This window comes from Sphingopyxis sp. EU05-FHT14B03, assembly GCF_058790875.1.
In genome coordinates this window covers 406,250-424,805 of the sequence record NZ_JBYTDC010000003.1, presented here as the reverse complement: position 1 = coordinate 424,805, position 18,556 = coordinate 406,250, and the positions used below count along the sequence as shown (strand labels likewise).

General features: G+C 66.2%; 17 protein-coding genes. 15 read left to right on the top strand and 2 right to left on the bottom strand.

What is annotated here, in order from left to right; translation table 11 throughout:
• Nucleotides 1-36: 36 nt before the first annotated feature.
• The gene (locus AC3WS4_RS18615) at nt 37-1,704 is read right to left on the bottom strand and encodes an AMP-binding protein (protein ID WP_492737285.1); all 1,668 of its coding nucleotides are present in this window, start codon (nt 1,702-1,704) and stop codon (nt 37-39) included.
• Between the two features lie 147 nt (nt 1,705-1,851).
• On the opposite strand from AC3WS4_RS18615, the gene AC3WS4_RS18610 reads away from it, so the two are divergent.
• The 13 genes from AC3WS4_RS18610 to AC3WS4_RS18550 all read left to right on the top strand — a co-directional run bounded on the left by AC3WS4_RS18610 (nt 1,852) and on the right by AC3WS4_RS18550 (nt 16,013).
• Nucleotides 1,852-2,388, top strand: coding sequence for a hypothetical protein (locus AC3WS4_RS18610; protein ID WP_492737283.1), 537 nt, complete (start codon nt 1,852-1,854; stop codon nt 2,386-2,388).
• Nucleotides 2,389-2,425: 37 nt separating this feature from the next.
• On the top strand, nt 2,426-4,273 hold the full coding sequence (gene pabB, locus AC3WS4_RS18605; protein ID WP_492737281.1) for an aminodeoxychorismate synthase component I: 1,848 nt from the start codon (nt 2,426-2,428) through the stop codon (nt 4,271-4,273).
• 135 nt (nt 4,274-4,408) lie between these two features.
• Nucleotides 4,409-5,623, top strand: a complete 1,215-nt coding sequence (locus tag AC3WS4_RS18600) for a pyridoxal phosphate-dependent aminotransferase (protein WP_492737279.1) — start codon at nt 4,409-4,411, stop codon at nt 5,621-5,623.
• 310 nt (nt 5,624-5,933) lie between these two features.
• Nucleotides 5,934-6,608, top strand: coding sequence for a peptide-methionine (S)-S-oxide reductase MsrA (gene msrA / locus AC3WS4_RS18595; RefSeq protein WP_492737277.1), 675 nt, complete (start codon nt 5,934-5,936; stop codon nt 6,606-6,608).
• 142 nt (nt 6,609-6,750) lie between these two features.
• Nucleotides 6,751-7,890 (top strand): serine hydrolase, encoded by a 1,140-nt coding sequence (locus tag AC3WS4_RS18590; protein ID WP_492737275.1) that lies wholly within the window; start codon nt 6,751-6,753, stop codon nt 7,888-7,890.
• 4 nt (nt 7,891-7,894) lie between these two features.
• On the top strand, nt 7,895-8,206 hold the full coding sequence (locus AC3WS4_RS18585) for a hypothetical protein (protein ID WP_492737273.1): 312 nt from the start codon (nt 7,895-7,897) through the stop codon (nt 8,204-8,206).
• Between the two features lie 113 nt (nt 8,207-8,319).
• On the top strand, nt 8,320-9,528 hold the full coding sequence (gene sucC / locus AC3WS4_RS18580; protein ID WP_492737271.1) for an ADP-forming succinate--CoA ligase subunit beta: 1,209 nt from the start codon (nt 8,320-8,322) through the stop codon (nt 9,526-9,528).
• 107 nt (nt 9,529-9,635) lie between these two features.
• A complete protein-coding gene (locus tag AC3WS4_RS18575) occupies nt 9,636-10,385 on the top strand; it encodes an electron transfer flavoprotein subunit beta/FixA family protein (protein ID WP_056345625.1) in 750 nt (249 codons plus the stop codon).
• Nucleotides 10,382-11,311, top strand: coding sequence for an electron transfer flavoprotein subunit alpha/FixB family protein (locus AC3WS4_RS18570; RefSeq protein WP_492737269.1), 930 nt, complete (start codon nt 10,382-10,384; stop codon nt 11,309-11,311). The genes AC3WS4_RS18575 and AC3WS4_RS18570 overlap by 4 nt, the downstream gene beginning before the upstream one ends.
• A gap of 2 nt (nt 11,312-11,313) precedes the next feature.
• Nucleotides 11,314-12,651: a DUF389 domain-containing protein gene (locus AC3WS4_RS18565; protein ID WP_492737267.1), complete on the top strand. Its 1,338-nt coding sequence runs from the start codon at nt 11,314-11,316 to the stop codon at nt 12,649-12,651.
• Between the two features lie 103 nt (nt 12,652-12,754).
• Complete coding sequence (locus AC3WS4_RS18560; protein ID WP_492737265.1) at nt 12,755-14,032, top strand: serine hydrolase domain-containing protein; 1,278 nt, start codon at nt 12,755-12,757, stop codon at nt 14,030-14,032.
• Nucleotides 14,033-14,235: 203 nt separating this feature from the next.
• Nucleotides 14,236-15,231, top strand: coding sequence for a cupin-like domain-containing protein (locus AC3WS4_RS18555; protein WP_492737263.1), 996 nt, complete (start codon nt 14,236-14,238; stop codon nt 15,229-15,231).
• A complete protein-coding gene (locus AC3WS4_RS18550) occupies nt 15,231-16,013 on the top strand; it encodes an enoyl-CoA hydratase (RefSeq protein WP_056345639.1) in 783 nt (260 codons plus the stop codon). The genes AC3WS4_RS18555 and AC3WS4_RS18550 overlap by 1 nt, the downstream gene beginning before the upstream one ends.
• Nucleotides 16,014-16,019: 6 nt before the next feature.
• Here the strand turns inward: AC3WS4_RS18550 and AC3WS4_RS18545 are convergent, their stop codons facing one another.
• Nucleotides 16,020-16,769 (bottom strand): energy transducer TonB, encoded by a 750-nt coding sequence (locus AC3WS4_RS18545; protein WP_056345642.1) that lies wholly within the window; start codon nt 16,767-16,769, stop codon nt 16,020-16,022.
• Between the two features lie 167 nt (nt 16,770-16,936).
• On the opposite strand from AC3WS4_RS18545, the gene AC3WS4_RS18540 reads away from it, so the two are divergent.
• Nucleotides 16,937-17,590 (top strand): hypothetical protein, encoded by a 654-nt coding sequence (locus tag AC3WS4_RS18540; RefSeq protein ID WP_492742923.1) that lies wholly within the window; start codon nt 16,937-16,939, stop codon nt 17,588-17,590.
• A gap of 49 nt (nt 17,591-17,639) precedes the next feature.
• On the top strand, nt 17,640-18,533 hold the full coding sequence (locus AC3WS4_RS18535; protein WP_492742921.1) for an energy transducer TonB: 894 nt from the start codon (nt 17,640-17,642) through the stop codon (nt 18,531-18,533).
• Nucleotides 18,534-18,556: the final 23 nt, after the last annotated feature.

Below are 18,556 nucleotides of genomic sequence, written 5' to 3'. Positions count from 1 at the left end.
CGCGGGGGTGACGAAGAAAAAGGGTGGCGGCAAAATTCACGCCCCCTCTTCCGCCCGCAAGGCCTTGCGATCGAGCTTCCCGATCATCGTCTTGGGCAAATTCAGCCGCACCTCGACCGCGTTCACCCGCTCATGCTTGCCGAGCTGCGGGTTGAGCCAGGCGGCGAGCGCTTCGCCGGAGACGTCGAAGCCGTCCTCGAGCGTCACGAACGCCTTGGGCGCCTCGCCGCGATAGGCGTCGGGGACGCCGAGGACGATCGCTTCCTTGACCGCGGGATGTTCATAGAGATGCGCCTCGATGACGCTGGGGTAGACCTTGAAGCCGCCGACCGCGATCATGTCCTTCAGTCGGTCGACGATCCGGACATAGCCGTCTTCGTCGATCACCGCGACGTCGCCGGTGCGCAGCCAGCCGTCTTCGGTGAAGCTGTCGCCATCGGCGTCGGCGCGGTTCCAATAGCCGCGCATGATCTGCGGGCCCTTGACGACCAGTTCCCCCGGTTCGCCCGCCGGGGCGTCCTTCATAGGGTCTTCCTTGTCGACGAGACGGATGTGCGTCGCGGGCAGCGGCTGGCCGATCGTCCCCGCCTTGACCGGGCCGGCATAGGGGTTGGTCGAGACGACGCCCGAACTTTCGGTGAGGCCATAGCCCTCGACCAGCGAAGCGCCCGTGGCGGCGACGAATTTCTCGCGGAGCTCGGCGGGCATCGGCGCCCCCCCCGAAATGCAGACGCGCAGGCTGGAGAAGTCGGTCTTCGCGAGGTCGGGATGGTCGAGCAGCGCCTGATACATCGTCGGCACGCCGGGCAGCGCGGTCGTTTTTGTGCGGGTGATCGCCTCCAGCGCCTGTTTGGCATCGAAACGCGGCAGCATCGCGATCATGCCGCCGTTGAGCACCGTGCGGTTGAGGACGCAGGTGTTGGCGAAGACATGGAAGAAGGGGAGGACGCCGAGGATGCGGTCGTCGGCGTCGTGATCGGGGTCGATGCTGTTGACCTGCCGCGCGTTGGCGGTGAGATTCTGGTGGGTCAGCATCGCGCCCTTCGGCGTGCCGGTGGTGCCGCCGGTGTACTGGATCAGCGCGACGTCGGTTTCGGGATCGATCGTTGCGGGTTCGTAATGGCCGTCATTGGCGACCAGCGCCGAGAAGCGGGTGACGCGGCTGTCGTCGGGCAGCGCCGAGACCTCCTTGCGGCGCAGCATCCGGTAGAGCAGCGACTTGGCGCCGGGCAATCCGCCAGCGACCGACCCGACGATCAACTGTTTCAGGCTCGATCCGTCGAGCACCTTCAAGGCGGTCGGCAGCAGCGCGGTCGCGCTCATCGTAAAGAGGATTTCGGTACCCGAATCCTCGACCTGCGCCTCGAGTTCGGTCGCGGTGTAGAGCGGCGAGAAATTGACCACCGTCGCCCCGGCGGCGAGTGCGCCATAATAGGCCGCGACATAATGCGGGACGTTGGGGAGGAAGAGGCCGATGCGCGTGCCCTTGCCGATGCCGCGTTCCTGCAGGCCCCTGGCGACGCGGGCGACCCCGTGCGCGACCTCGTTGTAGCTGAAATGGCGTCCCATGAAATCGAGCATCGGCGCATCGCCGCGCTTCGCGACGCTTGCGGCGAGCATGTCGGGGAGCGAGAGCGGCGGGAAATCCTGGTCCCAGGGCGTGGGGTGGTTGTAATTCGTCGACCAGGAAAAACCGCTATCCATCTCTATGCCAGATCCTTTTGCTCGGGGGGAAGCTTCCTGACACTAGGGTAAGCAAGCCAGTGTCGCAACAGGGCCAGCTTGCGGCGCGGCGGCGCGGCGGCTAGGCAGGGGCGATATCGTCCGTACGCCATATTTCAGGGGGTTTCGATGCTGCATCCGTCTTTCCGGCTGATCGCGCCGCTCGCCATTATCGCGACCGTCACGGCGGTTCCGGCCGTCGCCAAGGACAAGGCGCCGCCGCCGCTTCCGACGCAGATTCAGGAACTTTACGCGTGCCGCGACATCGGCGACGCCGCCGCGCGCCTTGCCTGTTTCGACCGCGAGGTCGGCGAACTGTCGGCGGCCGACCAGGCGAAGGAAATCACCTTCACCGACCGCGAGACCGCCAAGAAGACGCGGCGCGGGCTGTTCGGCTTCTCCTTCCCCAAGCTCGGCGGGATTTTCGGCGGCGACGAGGACGAGATCAGGGAAGTCGAAACGACGATCCGTTCGGCGAGCATCGACCGGTCGGGCAAATATACGCTGGTGATGGAGGACGATGCGGTGTGGGTGCAGATCGACACCACCAAGCTGCCGCGCCAGCCGAAGCCGGGGCAGAAGGTCAAGATCAAGACCGCGACGATGGGCAGCTATTTCGCGACGATCGATGGCGGCCGCACCATCCGCATGAAGCGCGACCGCTGATCGTGGCGGACGGCGGGGGCGACCCGCCGGGACGGAGATGACCGACGCCGCCGCCTTGCCGCTCCCCGGCCCGGGATGCGCGCCCTTCGTCCTGCTCGACGATGCGCGCGTCGAGGATGCCGTGGCGGCGCGGCTGTTCGCCGATCCGGTCGAGATTTTGCACGCCGACGGCGCCGCCGAAATCCCCGCGCTGCTCGACGCGGTCGAGGCGGCGGCAGCGCGCGGGCTGCATGTCGCGGGCTATCTCGCCTATGAAGGCGGCAAGGGGCTGGCGCCGGCGTGGCGCGGCGGTGCGCCCGCAGGCGACGGCACGCCGCTCGGCTGGTTCGGCCTGTTCGAGCGGGTCGAGCGGATCGACGCCGATGCCGTGCCGGCGCGGTTGCCCGATCCGGCGGCGAGCTGGATCGGCGCCGTCGAACCGGGAATCGCGCGCGCCGATTACGAGGCCGCGGTCGAAGCGGTTCTGGGCTATATCCGCGCCGGCGACATCTATCAGGCGAACCTGACCTTTCGTGCCGCGGTGCCGGTCATCGGCAATCCGCTCGCCATCTATGCGCGGCTGCGGCGGACGGCACGGGCGGGCTATGGCGGCTTCATCTGGACCGGCGAACAGGCGATCGCGTCGCTGTCGCCCGAGCTGTTCTTCGGCTTGCGCGGACGCGAGGCGATCGCGCGGCCGATGAAGGGGACGGCGGCGCGGCTGGCCGATGCCGAGGCCGACGGGGCGGCGGCGCGACTGCTTGCCACCGATCCCAAGCAGCGCGCCGAAAACCTGATGATCGTCGACCTGATCCGCAACGACCTGTCGCGCGTCGCGCGGCCGGGGTCGGTCGCGGTGCCCGACCTGTTTCGCGTCGAAAGCTTTCCGACGATCCACCAATTGGTGTCCGACGTCACCGCGACCTTGCCCGCCGACAAGGGCGCGGTCGACGTGCTGCGCGCCGCCTTCCCGTGTGGATCGATCACGGGCGCGCCGAAGGTGCGCGCGATGGAGGTCATCGACGAACTGGAGGCGAGTCCGCGCGGGCTTTATACCGGCTCGATCGGCTTCATCGAGCCCGGCGGTGACGCGGCGTTCAACGTCGCGATCCGCACGCTTGTGTTTCCGGCACCCTGCTCGCCGCTATCCGGCTTGCAGGACGGGCCGATTCGCGCCACGCTGGGACTGGGATCGGGCATCGTCGCCGACAGCCTGCCGTCGGAGGAATGGCGGGAGTGTCTGGCCAAGGGGGAATTTGTGGGGGCAGCGCGCGAAAGTTTCGACCTGATCGAAACGATGCTTTTCGATCCTGTCGAGGGGGTGCAGCGGCTTGAGGGGCATCTGGCGCGGATGAAGGCGAGCGCCGCCATGCTCGGTTTTACCTTCGACCGTCATGGTGCGCGCAACGTCCTGCAATCGGCGACTTTCCGCCTGCGCAGTGCGGCGCGGGTGCGGATGCGGCTGGCGCCGTCGGGCGCGCTCGCGGTCGAGGTGTCGCCGCTGCCGCGCCTTGCCGAACTGCCGGTCCCCGTCGCGGTACGGCCGGCGCCGATGGCTGTCGACGATTTCCGCCTCGTCCACAAGACCAGCCTGCGCGCCGCCTTCGACGCCGCACGAAGCGAGGCCGGAACGGCGGAAGTGGTATTCGTCGACGAACCTGGCTTCGTCACCGAGGGCAGCTGGAGCAGCATCTTCGTCGAGCGTGCCGGCCAACTGCTCACCCCGCCACTGTCGCTCGGGCTGTTGCCCGGGGTGCTGCGCGCTGAGCTGATCGAGAAAGGGCGCGCGGTCGAATCGCATCTGCGCCTCGCGGACCTTGCCGATGGCTTTTTCATTGGCAACAGCTTGCGCGGGCTGATCCCGGCGCGGCTCGCCGACGGGACTCAAACCCGGTCGCCGGGATGACGGGCGGAGTTTAGGCCTGCATAGGTAAATTATCCCCGCATCGCCTTGCGATTTTCGGGCGGAAGCTTTAGGCGCGGCCCCGCGCAATTTTCTGCCAAATCGCTCGCTTCCAGTGCCAATCAGGGGACGCTTTCCATGTCGACCTTTCCGCCCCATGTCTCGGCCGCGCTCGGCCGTATCCAGCCTTCGGCGACGCTCGCGATGACCGCGCGGGTGACCAAGCTGAAAGCGGAGGGCATCGACGTCATCGGCCTGAGCGCCGGCGAACCCGATTTCGACACGCCCGATTTCGTCAAGGAAGCCGCGATCGAGGCGATCCGCAACGGCCAGACCAAATATACGCTGGTCGATGGCACCGTCGCGCTGAAGGACGCGATCCGCGGGAAGTTCCGCCGCGACAACGGCCTCGATTTCGGACTCGACCAGATTTCGGTCAACGTCGGCGGCAAGCACACTTTGTTCAACGCGCTCGTCGCGACGGTCGATCCGGGCGACGAGGTGATCATCCCCGCGCCCTATTGGGTCAGCTATCCCGACATCGTCGCCTTCTGCGGCGGCACGCCGGTGATCGTCGAAGGAACGGCGGCACAAAACTATAAGATCACCCCGCAGCAGCTCGACAAGGCGATCACCAAAAAGACGCGCTGGGTGATGTTCAACTCGCCGTCGAACCCGTCGGGCGCCGCCTATTCGGGCGAGGAACTCGACGCGCTCGGCGAGGTGATCCGTCGCCACCCGCACGTCATGGTGATGACCGACGATATGTACGAGCATGTCTGGTACGCCGACTTCGCCTTCACCACCTTCGCGCAGCGTTGCCCCGATCTCGCCGATCGCATCCTGACCGTGAACGGCTGTTCGAAGGCCTATGCGATGACCGGCTGGCGCATCGGCTATGCCGCCGGTCCGGCGTGGATCATCAAGGCGATGGCCAAGCTGCAGTCGCAATCGACGTCGAATCCCTGCTCGATCGCGCAGGCCGCCGCCGCCGCCGCGCTCGGCGGGCCGCAGCAGTTCCTCGACGACCGCAACGCCGCGTTCCGCAAGCGCCGCGACATGGTGGTCGCGATGCTCAACGACGCGCCCGGCCTCAACTGCCCGACCCCCGACGGCGCCTTTTACGTCTATCCCGACGCCAGCGGCTGCATCGGAAAGAAGACCCCCGACGGCAAGCTGATCGACACCGACGAGGCGCTGATCGACTATTTCCTCGACAGCGCCAAGGTCGCGGCGGTGCACGGCGGCGCGTTTGGTCTGTCGCCGGCGTTCCGCGTGTCCTATGCGACGTCGGAAGCGGTGCTGAAGGAGGCCTGCGTGCGCATCCAGCAGGCGTGCGCGGCGCTGAGCTGATTTTGCTCCCCTCCCGCAGGCGGGAGGGGCAGCTGTTTCTGAACCCCGGACAACCAGCCGGTTCACCGGAAAGTAAGGCCTGCCGCCTAAAGGTGACTCCCGTCACTGCACGACGGCTCGGGGCGCGTCATATCGTTCGGTGTAACCAACAAGGCTTCGGCCACGAACGATAGATATGACAGGACAAACCGATGCTCTCCATGATTCGCTCCGACTGGTTTCCGACCATGCTCGCAGGCTTCGCCATCGGCGGGCTGCTCGTGATGATGCAGCAGCCGGCGCTCGCGATGACGCTGTGAAACCGATCCGGATGAATTTCGCCCGCCACGTCATCGTGGCGCTGGCGGGGGTCGTCATCTTCACCCATGTCTGGCCGGCGCAGGCGGAAACGGTGGTCAAGCTGCCCGCCGCGGCGGTCGATCCGGCGGTCAAGGCGAAGCGCGCGACCGCGGTACTTGCCGGCGGCTGCTTCTGGGGCGTCGAGGGCGTGTTTTCGAACGTCAAGGGCGTGATCTCGGTCGAATCGGGCTATCATGGCGGCAGCGCCGCAACCGCGAAATATGAGCTGACCCATGACGGCAAGTCGGGCCATGCCGAGGCGGTGCGCATCGTCTATGACCCCACGCACGTGAGCTATGGCACCTTGCTGCGCATATTGTTTTCGGTCGTCGCCGACCCGACGCTCAAGAATCGCCAGGGTCCCGACACGGGCACGCAATATCGCGCCGCGATCGTGCCGATGGACGCGACCCAGCGCCAGGTCGCGACCGCCTATCTGTCGCAGATCGGCAAGGGCAAATTTTTCGCCAAGCCGATCGTCGTGCCGGTCGAGTCCTACAAGACCTTCTATCGCGCCGAGGCCGGTCATCAGGATTTCATGAAGCGGAATCCGTCGAACGGCTACATCGTCCGCTGGGACGCCCCCAAGCTCGCGGCGTTCAAGCGACTCTATCCCAATCTCGTGCGGGCCACCCCAGCCCCCTGATCCAGCGAAAGGTTCCGCCGCTCATCGTGCGCAAGGAATCGTTCGTCGCAAACCGCTGGTCGCCGCACAGCCGGTGCGGGACGGGTGAAACCGGCTAAAAAGGCCGGGATAGAATGACGGTCGCAGTCGCTTCGGGGTTTGAATGAAAGTCGATTTTTCGGGCAAGCCGGCGTTCGCGGTTCTGATGGGTGCCATGGTGCTCGCGGGTTGCGTCAGCAGTGCTGCCGTGGTGCCAACGCCGCGCGCGGTGCCGCCGGCCAAAAATCCCCCGGGCGCGGTCAGCGTGCCGATCGGGCCGCCGGTGCGCAGTTCGACGCCGACGCCGCAGCTTCCCGCCGACCCGGGCTTCCGCCGTGCACCGTCGGGTCTCGACGACCGCATCTTCCAGATCTGGAAAGCCTTTCCCGGCAAGACCGGAATCGCGGTGCAGCGGATCGATGGTGAATGGACGCTCGCCCAGCGCGGCGCCGAACTGTTTCCCCAGCAGAGCGTATCGAAATTCTGGGTCACGCTGACCGTCCTCGACGCGGTCGACAACGGCCGGCTCAGCCTCGACCAGAAGGTTCGTATCGGCCCCGAGGATCTCACCGTCTTTCACCAGCCGATCGCGGCGCGCGTCCAGTCGCAGGGGGCGGTGACGATGACCGTCCGCGACCTCATCGAAACCGCGATCACCCACAGCGACAACACCGCGAACGACAGCCTGCTGCGCACCGTCGGTGGTCCCGACGCGATCCGGCGCTTCATCGACAAGAAGGATCTCGGCGCGATCCGCTTCGGTCCCGGTGAGCGGCTGTTGCAGGCCGGCACTGCGGGCCTCAAATGGCAGCAAAGCTATTCGAACGCGCGCAATTTCCAGACCGCGCGCGCGGCCTTGCCCGAGGCGACGCGCAAGGCGGCGATGGATGCCTATCGCGCCAATCCGCCCGACGGCGCCAGCCCCGTTGCGATCGCGGGCGCGCTCACTCGGTTGGCGCGCGGCACTTTGCTGTCGCCCGAATCGACCCAATATATGCTGGGCGTGATGAGCCGCACCAAGAGCGGGCCGCAGCGCTTGAAGGCCGGGCTGCCCGCCGGCTGGACCTTCCTCCACAAGACCGGTACCGGGCAGGATTACAAGGGCATGACCGTGGGGTATAACGACATCGGCATCGCGACCGCCCCCGACGGCACCCGCTATGCGATCGTGGTGATGATGGGCGAGGCGAGTTCACCGATCCCGGCGCGGATGGCGACGATGCAGGCGGTGTCGCGCGCGGTCGCCGAATTTCATGGAAGATAAAGCGATGAAAAAGCTGTTGCTGGGTCCAGTGCTGGCGGCGCTGACGCTGACGGGTTGCGCGACCCCCGAGACGCGGCTGCGCACGGGGCTCGTCGATGCCGGCCTGTCGCAGCGCGTCGCGGGCTGCATGGCCGAACGCATGGTCGACCGGCTGTCGCTGGTTCAGCTGCGACGGATCGGCTCGCTCGCCAGCCTCAAGGACAAGAATGCCAGCGACCTGTCGCTCAATCAATTCCTGCACAAGGTCCGCGCGCTCAAGGATGCCGAGATATTGGCGGTGACGACGAGTTCGGCGGCGGTGTGCGCTTTTGGCTGATCAAGAAAAACTGTCGGCGCCCTAGCGGGAGCTAGGGGTAGCCTTGCCTGCCAACTTGTGCTTAGGCGGCGCCAATTCTCCCCGCCCCAGACTCGAAAGGCCCGGCAGACCTCATGAACATCCACGAATATCAGGCGAAAGAACTGCTCGCGAAATTTGGCGTCGCCATCCCTAAGGGCATCGCCGCGATGAGCGTTGAAGAAGCGGTCGCCGCGGCGAAGCAGCTTCCCGGGCCGCTCTATGTCGTGAAATCGCAGATCCACGCCGGTGGCCGCGGCAAGGGCAAGTTCAAGGAACTCGGCCCCGACGCGAAGGGCGGCGTCCGTCTCGCCAAGACGATCGAAGAGGTCGAAGCGCACGCCAAAGACATGCTCGGCAACACGCTGGTGACCATCCAGACCGGCGACGCCGGCAAGCAGGTCAACCGCCTGTACATCACCGACGGCGCCGACATTAAGCAGGAATTCTACCTTGCTCTGCTCGTCGATCGTGGCTCGAGCCGCGTCGCGGTCGTCGCCTCGACCGAGGGCGGCATGGACATCGAAACCGTCGCGCACGACACGCCGGAAAAGATCCACACCATCACCATCGACCCCGCCACGGGCCTGCAGCCGCACCACGGCCGCAGCGTCGCCGCGGCGCTCGGGCTGTCGGGCGACCTTGCCAAGCAGGCCGCGAAAGTGCTCGCCGGGCTTTATGACGCCTTCCTCGCGACCGACGCCGAGCAGATCGAAATCAACCCGCTCGCGGTGTGCGAAGGCGCGAATGGCGACGAACTGCTCGTCCTCGATGCCAAGGTCGCGTTCGACGGCAATGCGATGTTCCGCCACAAGGACCTCGCCGAGCTGCGCGATCTGACCGAGGAAGACCCGGCCGAGGTCGAGGCGTCGGAATATGACCTCGCCTACATCAAGCTCGACGGCAACATCGGCTGCATGGTCAATGGCGCCGGTCTCGCGATGTCGACGATGGACATCATCAAGCTGAACGGCGAATTCCCCGCCAACTTCCTCGACGTCGGCGGCGGCGCGAGCAAGGAAAAGGTCACCGCGGCGTTCAAGATCATCCTCAAGGACCCGGCGGTGAAGGGCATCCTCGTCAACATCTTCGGCGGCATCATGAAGTGCGACATCATCGCCGACGGCATCGTCGCGGCGGCGAAGGAAGTGAATCTGTCGGTGCCGCTGGTCGTCCGCCTCGAAGGCACGAACGTCCAGGAAGGCAAGGATATCCTCGCCAATTCGGGCCTGCCGATCGTTGCGGCCAACGATCTGGGCGACGCCGCACAGAAGATCGTCGCCGAGGTCCGCGCGGTCGCGTGATAACCAGCACCCCCTCCTCGAAGAGGGGGTGCTGGACTGCCGGTTGACGTTTACGTAAACGCCAATTATGGCGCAGTGCACAATTTTTGAGAGGAGCTGAAAGAGCCATGAAAATCCTCGTCCCCGTGAAGCGGGTGCTCGATTATAACGTCAAGCCGCGGGTCAAGTCCGACGGCACCGGCGTCGACCTGGCCAATGTCAAAATGTCGATGAACCCGTTCGACGAGATCGGGGTCGAAGAAGCGATCCGCCTGAAGGAAAAGGGCGTCGCGACCGAGATCGTCGCGGTTTCCGTCGGCCCGCAGAAGGCGCAGGAAACGCTGCGCACCGCGCTCGCGATGGGCGCCGATCGCGCGATCCTGGTGCAGACCGACGATGCGGTCGAACCGCTCGCGATCGCCAAGATCCTGAAGGGCATCGCCGACGCGGAGCAGCCCGGCCTTGTCATCCTTGGCAAGCAGGCAATCGACGACGACAACAACCAGACGGGCCAGATGCTCGCCGCGCTCACCGGCTGGGCGCAGGGCACCTTCGCCAGCGCGGTCAATGTCGACGGTGACAGCGTCAACGTGACGCGCGAAGTCGACGGCGGTCTCGAAACGGTGAAGCTCAAGCTTCCCGCGATCGTCACCACCGATCTTCGCCTCAACGAGCCGCGTTATGCCTCGCTGCCGAACATCATGAAGGCGAAGTCGAAGCCGCTCGATACCAAGACCCCGGCCGATTACGGCGTCGACACGACGCCGCGCGTCAAGGTCGTCAAGGTTTCGGAACCGCCGGTTCGCTCGGCCGGCGTCAAGGTCGCCGATGTCGATGAACTGGTTGCCAAGTTGAAAGCCATGGGAGTGCACTCATGAAAACGCTCGTTTGGGTCGAACATGACGGTTCGTCGGTAAAGGACGCCACGCTCGCGGTGGTCACTGCCGCATCGAAGCTTGGCGAAGTCCATCTGCTGGTCGCCGGTAGCGGCGTCGATGGCGTCGCCAAGGAAGCCGCGCAGATCGCCGGCGTTGGCAAGGTGCATGTCGCCGACAACGCCGCTTTCGGTCACAATCTGCCCGAAAATATCGCGCCGCTGGTTGCCGAACTGATGGCGAGCCATGACGCGTTCCTCGCCCCCGCGACCACGACCGGCAAGAATATCGCGCCGCGCGTCGCCGCTTTGCTCGACGTGATGCAGATTTCGGAAATCCTGTCGGTCGAGGGCGACAAGAGCTTCACCCGTCCGATTTACGCCGGCAACGCGATCGCGACCGTCGAATCGAGCGACGCCAAGCTGGTCCTGACCGTGCGCGGCACCGCGTTCGACAAGGCCGCGACCTCGGGCGGTTCGGGTGCGATCGAAGCCGTCGCGGCGGGCGGCGACGCCGGCCTGTCGAGCTTCGTCGGCGCCGAAATCGCCAAGCAGGATCGCCCCGAACTCACCTCGGCCAAGATCATCGTGTCGGGCGGCCGTGCGCTGGGTTCGAGCGAGAAATATGAGGAAGTCATCGTTCCGCTCGCCGACAAGCTCGGCGCCGCGCTCGGCGCATCGCGCGCCGCGGTCGATGCGGGCTATGTCCCCAACGACTATCAGGTCGGCCAGACCGGCAAGATCGTCGCGCCGCAGGTCTATTTCGCGATCGGCATCTCGGGCGCGATCCAGCATCTCGCCGGCATGAAGGACAGCAAGACGATCGTCGCGATCAACAAGGACGAAGACGCCCCGATCTTCCAGGTCGCCGACTTCGGCCTCGTCGCCGACCTGTTCAGCGCCGTTCCGGAGCTGACCGGCAAGATCTGACGATGACCGGCGATCATCCCGGCGTGCCCGGTCTCGGCGATGCCCCCTTCAACGCGGGCGGCCGACGGGCAACGCGGAATGACGCGAATGACGAAGCGGTCGGGGGCGACGATGCCCTCGACCGCTCGTTGATTCTGGCGAGCGTCGCGCGCGACGCACGGCTCGACAAGAAATTCCTGCTCCTGATCATCCTCGCTGCCGCGATCGCGACGCTTGGCCTGCTGCAAAGTTCGACCGCCGTGGTCATCGGCGCGATGCTCGTGTCGCCGCTGATGGGGCCGATCATGGGCCTCGGCTTTGGCCTGGCGACGATCGAAAGCCATTTGATCAAACGCTCGCTGGTCACGCTCGCGGCAGGCATGGCGGTGGCGATCCTCGTCGCGGCGCTGATCATCTGGGTCTCGCCGATCGCCGACGTTACGCCCGAACTGCGGGCGCGGACCCAGCCGACGCTGCTCGACCTCGGCGTTGCGGTCGTTGGCGGTATCGCCGGCGTCTATGCGATCATGCGCAAGCTGTCGGGGGTGATGGTGGGCGTCGCGATCGCGACCGCGCTGGTGCCGCCGCTGTCGACGGTCGCGTTCGGACTGGTCACCGGACGAATGGATTTCGCGCTCGGCGCGTCGCTGCTTTTCCTGACCAATACGCTGGCGATCGCCTTCGCCGCGACGATCGTCGCCCGCCTCAACCATTTCGGTCCGTCGCTGACGCGGCAGCATACGGCGATGCAGGTGGTCGGTATCGTCGGGGCGCTCGGGGTTTTGTCGATACCGCTGGCGCTGTCGCTCAACTCGATCGTTCGCGAGATCGGCGCGCGTAATGCCGTGCAGAGCGAACTTGGCGGCCTGCTGGCAAAGGACGACCGGGTCGACAGCCTGAACGTGCGGATCGAGGATGACGCGGTCGCCATCGACGGCGTGGTCCTTGTCGACCGCTATGCTTCGCAACTCGACAGCGACCTCGCACGGAAGGTGCGCGCCAAGCTGAAACGTGACGTGCGCGTCAGCATCGTCCAGATCCGGCAGCAGAGCAATGCCGCGGCGCAGGTCGAGGAACAGCTCAACCGCCGCCTTTCGGCACTCGAGCAGCGCGAGGATGACAGCCGCAACATTCTGGCCGGGCTGACCGTCGGTGAGCTGGTGCCGCGAGACCGGGTGCTGATCGACGCGCAGGCGCGCCGCGTCGTCGTCGCGCGCGACCGCGAGGCCGAAGGCGAACAGGTCGCCGCCGCGATCGACCGCATCATGGCGTCGGTGCAGGCGGGACACCCGCAATGGCTGATCCAGAATGGTGCGCTGACCGAGGCCGAAACGCCCGAAGAGTCGGCGGCGGCGCCCTGATCGGCTTGCAGACCTATTCAACCGCGGCGCGTGCTGACGAACGCGGTTCAATCCGGTAGGTAGAGCCTAAGGCCCGCCAGGAAGGGCCGTGGGAGATGGCTTTATGCGGACCGCGCGAATAGCACTGGCTCTGGCTGCGGCAGCGGTCGCGCTGCCGCCCGCCATATTGCCCGCACAGGCGCAGACCGCGGCCCCATCGCTAGCCATCGACAAGGCCCGGATCGACGCGGCGCTCCAGCGGATGATCGCCAGCGACCGTGCGGGCGGCGTCTCGGCGCTGATCTGGCAGGACGGGCGCGAGGTCTATTTCGGCACCGCCGGCATGGCCGACCGCGCCGCGAACCGTCCGATGTGCCGCGACACGATCGCGCAAATCTATTCGATGACCAAGCCGGTGACCGGCGTCGCGTTGATGCAGCTATGGGAGGCGGGCAAGGTCCGCCTCGATGACCCGCTGTCCAAATATCTGCCCGAATATGCGAGCATGCGTGTCTATGCGGGCAAGGACGATGCGGGGCAGCCGCGCTATGTTGCCACCGAACGGCCGATCACGGTGCGCGACATCCTCCGCCACACTGCTGGCTTTGCCTATGGCGCGGGGCCGACTCCGGCGCACGACGCCTATGTCGCCGCCGCGCCGCTCGCGCTCGACATCGACCTCTCCGAGGCGAACCGCCGCCTCGCGACCGTGCCTTTGCTGTACCAGCCGGGCAGCCAGTGGGAGTATAGTATCGCGGTCGATGTGCAGGCGGCGCTGGTCGAGAAGCTCTCGGGCCAGCGTTTCGCCGACTATGTCCGCACCCATATCTTCGAACCGCTGAAGATGACCGAGACCGCCTGGCGCCAGCCCGACACGCGACTGCCGCGCTTTGCGGCCATGTACGAGAAGCGCGACGGCAAGATGGTGCAGCAGGATGCGGCGACTGCGCAGGTGCTGAACTTTCGCGATCACAAACTGACCCCCGGCGGCTTCGGCCTCGCCTCGACGCTCGACGATTACCAGCGTTTCGCGCGCATGCTGCTCAATGACGGTAGCCTCGACGGTGCGCACATCCTCAAGTCCTCGACGGTCAAGCTGATGGCGAGCGACCAACTCGACCCGGCGATCAAGGAGCGCTCGTGGCTCCCCAGCAAGGGCAATGTCGGTTTCGGTTTCGACTTCGCGGTGCGCAAGGGCCAGCCACTGACCGCCGAGGAAAGTCGCGGCGCGACCGGCGAATTTTTCTGGGACGGCATGGCCTCGACCTTGTTCTGGGTCGATCCGGCGAACAAGCTGACCGCGGTCTTCTTCGTCCAGACTTTGCCCTATGACGGAACGCTGCATCGCGATTTACGCGCGGCGGTCTACGGGCCGGCTTACAAGGGGCCCATGGGCGACTGAGAGAGGTCCTCCCTGTGGCGAAGCGATGGGGAGGGGGACCGTTCGCGAAGCGAATGGTGGAGGGGCCAGCAACGTCGCGCCAATGCCCCTCCGTCAGCGCTTCGCGCTGCCACCTCCCCATGGCTGCGCCACAGGGAGGATCGGCGTTATCGTCATCCTTTTGTCATCGAGATGACGTTGGGCGGACCCAAGGAGATTCTGCCGTGGCCCAATCCGACAAGCGAGCGTTGATCGCCGAAGGCCTCGCCGCCGGCGACGATGATGCCGCGCTGCAGGCGCGGCTCGTCGGCGCAGGGGTGTCGGCGGCATCGGCGAAATATGAAATCGACCGGCTCGGCAAGGATCCGATGGCGGCGATGCTGCGGCGGCAAGCCGCGCGGATGGCGAAGCAGGGCTGGCTGTTCGCGAACCAGGAACGGCTGGCGCGCGAGGGGGAGGGCGGCTTCGTCCTCGATACGCTCGCCGCGCCCGACCCCGATTTCTTCTATCGCTACCATTATGAGGCGGGGCGTCCCGCGAAGCTGACCGGACTGATCAACCATTGGCCCGCGCTGGCGCGCTGGTCGCTCGACCATTTTGCCGCCGTCGCGGGCGATGCGGTGGTCGAGGCGCAGGTCGAGCGCGAGCGTGACCCCGATTACGAACTCGCCAAGGACGACCATCGGCGCCTCCTACGCTTCGGCGAATTCGTCGACTGGCTGCGCAAGGACGAGGCGAGCAACGACATCTATCTGACCGCCTACAACAGCGGCACCAACGCCGCGGCGCTCGGGCCGTTGTGGGACGATTTGGCGCCGATCGAACTGCTCGATACCGGTCGGACCCGCGACGGGTTTTTCTGGCTCGGCCCCCGGGGCACGCTCACCCCCTGGCACCACGACCTCACCAACAATCTGCTGGTGCAGGTGCTGGGCCGCAAGCGCGTGCGGATGGCGCCGCCCTGGGCCTTTGCGCGGATGAAGAACAGTCGCCACTGCTTCTCCGACTGGGGCAACGAGCCGTTGCCCGCCGGGGCGGGCGATGCCGATACGCCGCCGGTGCTGGAAACGATCATCGGACCCAGCGAATCGATCTTCCTGCCCGTCGGCTGGTGGCATCAGGTCGAGGCGCTCGATTTGTCGGCGAGCATGAGTTTTACCAGCTTTCGTCGGCCGAATGTCCATGTAGAGGATTACGCATCCTATGGAGAAATAGCCTGATGTCCCTCGTCCTCATCACTCGCGACGACGGTGTCGCCACCGTCACCCTCAACCGCCCCGAAGCGATGAACGCGCTGTCGAAGGCGCTGCGCGCCGACCTCGCCGCCGCGATGCGCGAGGTTGCCGGCGACGACAGCATCCGCGCGATCGTGTTGACCGGGGCGGGGACACGCGCGTTCACCGCCGGACTCGACCTCAAGGAGCTCGGTGCCGATACCAGCAATCTCGGCGCCGCCAATGCGACCGGCGCCGACGAAAATCCGGTGAAGGCGATCGAGCTGTGCCCGCAGCCGGTGATCGGCGCGATCAACGGGGTCGCGATCACCGGCGGGTTCGAGGTCGCGCTGGCGTGCGACATTCGTATCGCATCGACCAACGCGCGCTTTGCCGACACCCATGCGCGGGTCGGGGTCATGCCCGGCTGGGGGCTGTCGCAGAAACTGTCGCGGTTGATCGGCATTGGCCGCGCCAAGGAATTGTCGCTGACCGGCAATTTCCTCGACGCGGAGACCGCGTGCACCTGGGGCCTCGTCAATCGGGTGGTCGCGCCCGACGACCTGCTGCCCGCCGCGCAGGCATTGGCGCGCGATATCGCGAGCGCCGACCCGGCGATGGTGCGCGCGTACAAGGCGTTGATCGACGACGGCTATGCGCTGCCCTTCGGCGCGGCGATGGCGCTCGAGCAGGAGCGCTCGTCGGCGGCGAACCGCAGCGTCAGCGCCGACGAAGTCGAGGCGCGGCGGATCGCGGTGATGGAGCGCGGGCGCGAACGCGCGGGGTGACGCCCTCTACTGCGGAATTTTCCACATGATGCGGCCGAGGTAATAGCCCGTCACCGGTGCACCCGCTGCGTCGCGCGCGGGCTCGAATTTGGCGCGTCGCCGGATGAGCGGGCAGGTGCCGTCGTCGAGATTGGCAAAACCGCTGCTGCTCGCCACTCGGCACTCGCTGACATTACCGTCGGTTCCGATCGTGACGAGGAAGCCGACCTCGCCTTCCTCCCGCGCGCGCATGGCCGATGAAGGATAGTCTGCGTTTGTCGCCCAGTAGCCCGGTACGTTTGCGGGCTTTGCCGACACGGGCGCTGCGCGCACGATCGACGTATCGACGCCCGCCTGCGCGAGGACTGCGTCATGGCAGCCGCCGAGTTGGCGAAAGGCCTCACCCGCTCCGGACCAACTCAGTTCGGCGTCGAACCTGCCGCTTGAAAACCGGAAATTCTGGTCATCCTTTACGAGCGGCGGGAGGTAAAAGTCATGCGCGTACCATTGCAGCAAGCGTTCTTTCCGGTTCGGTACGGTGCCGGTTTGCGCATCGAATTCGCGTGCGGCGTCCGATCCCGCCAGCGCCAGCTCGACTTTTCCGGGGCGGACGTCGCGCAGCGCCGTCGCGCTGGCGAGCGTGACCCGATAGGTCGCGAGCGAGAAGGTCGTCTGGAACTGGACGAGCAACCGTTCCTCGCCGACCGTGAATTCGCGCGACAGCGTGCATTGCGTCGGCTGCTGGTCGAGCCGCGCCGGTCCGGCTGGCTGCCACATTGTTGGCGCCGCGGTGGCGGTGCCCGTGACGGCCAGAGCGGATGCGGCGAATATTGTGAGGAGCATAGATCGCATGGCCCGATGTTCGCCATCGCCGGGCAAAGGTCAAGCGCCTGTTATCCGGGTGGTAACCGCATTTGGCTAAAGCGGCATGCGGAGGGCGATGCATGGCATTCACGAGCGACTATCAGCAGCGGCAGATCCGCGACGGTGAACTGCGCCGCTTCGACCGCTGGTTCGTCGAGACCGCGATGGGCCCCGCCTATCGCGGCCGCGACGGGCGGGTGCGCGGGGTGAAGGCCGAGGAGGTCGCGCGCTGGCGCGCCGACCTGGAGCAGCATATCGACGCGATGATCGCGGGGCTGCCGTTCCAGGCGATGTGGGCGGTCGGCGGCTTGCTGACGGTAGTCTTCCTCGGCGGCTGGCTGCTCGACCTGCTCGCGATCGAGCCGCGCTTTCATGGCCCCGCGATCGGCCTCGCGATCTTCATCGTCGAGGCCGGCACGATCGGGATCGAGGCGTGGGATTATATCGGCGGCTGGCGCGAGCGGCGCGACGCCATCGAGGCGGCGGTCGCGGGGCGCGCGCCGCTGCCGATCGATCCGCAGAATATCGCGAGCGGCCATAACTGGTATCAGATCGGGGTCTATGTCGTCATCGCGCCGGTGATCCTGCTCGCGATGTTCGGGCATCTGGGCGGCGACGGGATGATCGAGAGCATCCAATGGGGCTGGTTCCTCGCCGCGGTGCCGCTGGCGTGGGGGCTGCACTTCGCGGCGAAATGGCATGATCGGCGGACGAAGGGCCGCTTGCGGCGCTAGACCTCCGCGCCGGATTGCGCGCGGCAAAACAGCGGTGTAGCATCGCGCCATGGGAAGCAGGATGGGAATGGCGGGCCTTGTCTCGCTGATCGTGGCGGCGCCGTCGATGGCGGCCGAAAAGGCGCCGGTCGAACTCGCGCCGACGACCCCGTGGAATGTGCATTATGCCGATGATTATTGTCGGCTGGCGCGCTTTTTCGGCGAGGGCAAGCAGCGGGTCATCCTGTCGATGGAACAGGGCGAGCCGGGCGACGGCTTTCGGTTGACGCTGGCGGGGGCGATTCTCGACGGGCCAGGCGGCAAGGACGAAGCGTCGATCACATTCGGCGAGCTGGGCGAGCAGAAGCTCCAGTTTTTCCCGGGGACGGTTGGCGACGATATGCCGGCCTGGATTTTCAGCGGCAACATCCGGATCCGCCCCTATTCGACCGACGACGGCCGGTTTGCCGCCAAGCATGGCTATTATCCCGAGTCGGCGGGACCCATCAGCGAGGCCGACAAGGCCGCGGCGGCCAGCCTGCTGATCGGACGGCCGCTGCGCCAGCCGGTGCGGTTGAAGACGGGGCCGATGAAAGCCGCCTTTACCGCGATGAACAGCTGCACCGACGAGCTGCTCGAGCATTGGGGAATCGACGCGGCGCGGCACCGCGAACGGTCGCGGTCGGCGATGCCGGTCGGATCGCCGGGAAAATGGTTGAACAGCAACGACTATCCACCCGCCATGCTCGCGAAGGGCCAACCGGGCCTTGTGCGTTTCCGGCTGTCGGTCGGAGCCGATGGGGTTCCCACCGCTTGCCATATCCAGCGCTCGACCAACGGCAAGCCATTCGACGATGCGGTGTGCAAGGGCGTGATGCGCCGTGCGCGCTTCGAGCCAGCGCTCGACAAGGACGGGCAGCCGCTGGCGTCCTATTATGTCAACGCGGTCCAGTTCCAGTTCTGACCGCCCGTGTAGGCGCACTTCGT

Bases quoted from the DNA above. Each gene is read 5' to 3' on its own strand.
- AC3WS4_RS18615 (WP_492737285.1), bottom strand. From the start codon at position 1,704: ATGGATAGCGGTTTTTCCTGGTCGACGAATTACAACCACCCCACGCCC.
- AC3WS4_RS18610 (WP_492737283.1), top strand. From the start codon at position 1,852: ATGCTGCATCCGTCTTTCCGGCTGATCGCGCCGCTCGCCATTATCGCG.
- pabB (WP_492737281.1), top strand. From the start codon at position 2,426: ATGACCGACGCCGCCGCCTTGCCGCTCCCCGGCCCGGGATGCGCGCCC.
- AC3WS4_RS18600 (WP_492737279.1), top strand. From the start codon at position 4,409: ATGTCGACCTTTCCGCCCCATGTCTCGGCCGCGCTCGGCCGTATCCAG.
- msrA (WP_492737277.1), top strand. From the start codon at position 5,934: ATGAATTTCGCCCGCCACGTCATCGTGGCGCTGGCGGGGGTCGTCATC.
- AC3WS4_RS18590 (WP_492737275.1), top strand. From the start codon at position 6,751: ATGAAAGTCGATTTTTCGGGCAAGCCGGCGTTCGCGGTTCTGATGGGT.
- AC3WS4_RS18585 (WP_492737273.1), top strand. From the start codon at position 7,895: ATGAAAAAGCTGTTGCTGGGTCCAGTGCTGGCGGCGCTGACGCTGACG.
- sucC (WP_492737271.1), top strand. From the start codon at position 8,320: ATGAACATCCACGAATATCAGGCGAAAGAACTGCTCGCGAAATTTGGC.
- AC3WS4_RS18575 (WP_056345625.1), top strand. From the start codon at position 9,636: ATGAAAATCCTCGTCCCCGTGAAGCGGGTGCTCGATTATAACGTCAAG.
- AC3WS4_RS18570 (WP_492737269.1), top strand. From the start codon at position 10,382: ATGAAAACGCTCGTTTGGGTCGAACATGACGGTTCGTCGGTAAAGGAC.
- AC3WS4_RS18565 (WP_492737267.1), top strand. From the start codon at position 11,314: ATGACCGGCGATCATCCCGGCGTGCCCGGTCTCGGCGATGCCCCCTTC.
- AC3WS4_RS18560 (WP_492737265.1), top strand. From the start codon at position 12,755: ATGCGGACCGCGCGAATAGCACTGGCTCTGGCTGCGGCAGCGGTCGCG.
- AC3WS4_RS18550 (WP_056345639.1), top strand. From the start codon at position 15,231: ATGTCCCTCGTCCTCATCACTCGCGACGACGGTGTCGCCACCGTCACC.
- AC3WS4_RS18545 (WP_056345642.1), bottom strand. From the start codon at position 16,769: ATGTGGCAGCCAGCCGGACCGGCGCGGCTCGACCAGCAGCCGACGCAA.
- AC3WS4_RS18540 (WP_492742923.1), top strand. From the start codon at position 16,937: ATGGCATTCACGAGCGACTATCAGCAGCGGCAGATCCGCGACGGTGAA.
- AC3WS4_RS18535 (WP_492742921.1), top strand. From the start codon at position 17,640: ATGGGAAGCAGGATGGGAATGGCGGGCCTTGTCTCGCTGATCGTGGCG.